Origin of the sequence: Brevundimonas denitrificans, from assembly GCF_030160755.1 — a bacterium.
Lineage (GTDB): Bacteria > Pseudomonadota > Alphaproteobacteria > Caulobacterales > Caulobacteraceae > Brevundimonas > Brevundimonas denitrificans.
Window position 1 is genome coordinate 1 of sequence record NZ_BSOY01000128.1, and the last position, 2,616, is coordinate 2,616.

General features: G+C 67.6%; 1 protein-coding gene and 1 pseudogene. One reads left to right on the forward strand and one right to left on the reverse strand.

Annotated features, from left to right (window positions below):
- A pseudogene (locus QQJ79_RS15180) lies at positions 1-304 on the reverse strand (N-acetylmuramoyl-L-alanine amidase); the annotation flags it as partial.
- Between the two features lie 496 nt (positions 305-800).
- On the opposite strand from QQJ79_RS15180, the gene QQJ79_RS15185 reads away from it, so the two are divergent.
- Positions 801-2,616 (forward strand): Rne/Rng family ribonuclease (locus tag QQJ79_RS15185; protein WP_284223767.1); only part of this gene is annotated, 1,816 nt, incomplete at its 3' end.

A 2,616-nucleotide genomic window follows, 5' to 3' on the forward strand; every position in this document is an offset into this window, starting at 1 on the left:
CGCCCGCGCCGGTCACCCGCCAGCCGCGCACCAGGCCCGTGCCCGCACCGCTCAGGCCGCGGCTCGCAGGCGAAACGCCCGCCAGCGACACCACCACCCGGCCGTCGTCGCCGGCCTGGATCACCTGTCCGCGCGAGGTCCGGTCCAGATCGAGCACGACGCGGGTGTGTTCGGCGTCGCCGCCGAACCGCACCCGCAGCACCTCGCCCATGGCCCCGGACGCCAGTCCGCGCCCGGCCGCCAGCAGAACGACGCAGATCACGACGAAGGCCATCGCCGTCATCGCCCATTCGCGAGCCGTCATCCCCGGACGGGATCCGGGGAGCCACTGCGTCAGTTTTATACGCGACAGTCCGTGCATTTTGACGGAGACCCACCTTCTTGGTTGGGCCCATCATGCCGCAACGTCGTCGCCAACCGGTTAAAGCGCACGCCGCTTTTAATTCGCGCCCGGCATGCCTATGCTTGCATGGCTCGCGACCGATCGCGTCCCCTGAACCTTCAGGCTTGGGCGCGCCCTCTTCGCGGCATGACTTTCACTGATCCGAGAGCCGGCCGGGTTTCCCCCGCCTGTTCGACGACCGGGTTCGGGACGCCCTCAGACGGCGCGTCCGGGCCCAGGACCGTACGAAACCCCATGGGCCTTATCGCCTGCGCTCCCTTCCGGTCTGATCTGACCGACCTCGCCCACGGCATCCGCCGCGGCGACGGGGTGGCGCCTGCGTTCGCCCCCAATCCCATTCGGCGAGCCGCCTGCCCCCTTCGCGGGGATGGCCGGGCGCGCCAGAGAGAAAGCTTCCATGTCAAAGACCATGTTGATCGACGCCGCGCATCCCGAGGAGACCCGGGTCGCCATCGTCGAGGGCCGTCAGGTCGAGGAATTCGACTTTGAATCCCGCGCGAAGCGCCAGCTTCGCGGCAACATCTATCTCGCCAAGGTCGTTCGCGTAGAGCCCAGCCTGCAGGCTGCCTTCGTGGAGTATGGCGGCAACCGCCACGGCTTCCTCGCCTTCAGCGAAATCCACCCGGACTATTACCAGATCCCCGTCGCCGACCGCGAAGCCATCATGGCCGAAGCGCATTCGGAAGACGACGATCACGACGAGCACGCGCGCGAAAACGACGACGAATCCGAAGGCGGCATGGCCGAGGAAGAGCGGCTCAAGCGCCGCCTGATGCGCCGCTACAAGATCCAGGACGTCATCAAGCGCCGTCAGGTCATGCTGGTCCAGGTCGTCAAGGACGAGCGCGGCGGCAAGGGCGCGGCCCTGACCACCTGGCTGTCGCTGGCCGGCCGCTACTGCGTGCTGATGCCCAACACCGGCAAGGGCGGCGGCATCTCGCGCAAGATCACCCAGGCCACGGACCGCAAGCGCCTGAAGGCCGCCGCGGCCGCCCTGCACGTGCCCCAGGGCATGGGGCTGATCATCCGCACGGCCGGCGCCAAACGCACCAAGGCCGAGATCAAGCGCGACTACGAATATCTGCTGCGCCTGTGGGAAACGATCCGCGAAACCACGCTGAAATCCAACGCCCCCTCAATCATCTATGAGGAAGAAAACCTCGTCCGCCGCGCCGTGCGCGACATGTTCGACAAGGATTTCGACGGCATCCAGGTCGAGGGTGTCGAGGGCTTCAAGGAGGCGCGCGACTTCATGCGGGTGCTGATGCCCTCACAGTCGAAGAAGGTGCACCTGTACCAGGGCGCCCGCCCGCTGTTCGCCACCAACGGCATCGAGGAGATGCTGACCCAGATCCACCAGCCGGTCGTGCCCCTGCACTCCGGCGGCTATCTGGTCATCAACCAGACCGAGGCCCTGGTCGCCATCGACGTCAACTCCGGCCGCGCCACCAAGGAGCGCAACGTCGAGGCCACCGCGACCAAGACCAATCTGGAAGCCGCCGTCGAGGCTGCCCGCCAGCTGCGTCTGCGCGACCTCGCCGGCCTGATCGTCATCGACTTCATCGACATGGATGAGTCGAAGAACAATCGCGCCGTCGAAAAGGCCCTGAAGGACGCCCTGGCCAAGGACCGCGCCCGCATCCAGATGGGCCGCATCTCGGGCTTCGGCCTGATGGAGATCAGCCGCCAGCGCCGCCGCCTCGGCGTCATCGAGGGGGCCACCGAGGTCTGCCCGCACTGCCAGGGCGCCGGACGCGTCCGCTCCGCCGAGAGCGCCGCCCTCATGACCCTGCGCGCCGTGGACATCGAGGCCGGCAAGAACGGCGCGGGCTCGATCAATCTGCGCCTCTGCACCGCCGTCGCCCTCTACATCCTGAACCACAAACGCGACTATCTGCAGCGCATGCTGGCCCAGCGCGGCCTGAACGTCGTCATCCTGATCGACGACAGCCTCGGCCAGGGCGAACACGCCGTCGAACGCACCGAAACCAACGAGGACTTTGTCCCCGAAGAACGCCCCGAGGCCTTCATCGACCTCGACGACGATTTCGACGACAGCGCCTGGGCGGATGAGGATGAGGACGGCGAGGAATTCATCGCCGGGGACGACGAGTCCGACCTCGACGCCGAGGACGCCGACGACGACCAGCCGCGCGAACGCGCTGAACGCGCCGAGGGCGAAGGCGCCGGACGCCGAGGACGCCGCCGCCGCC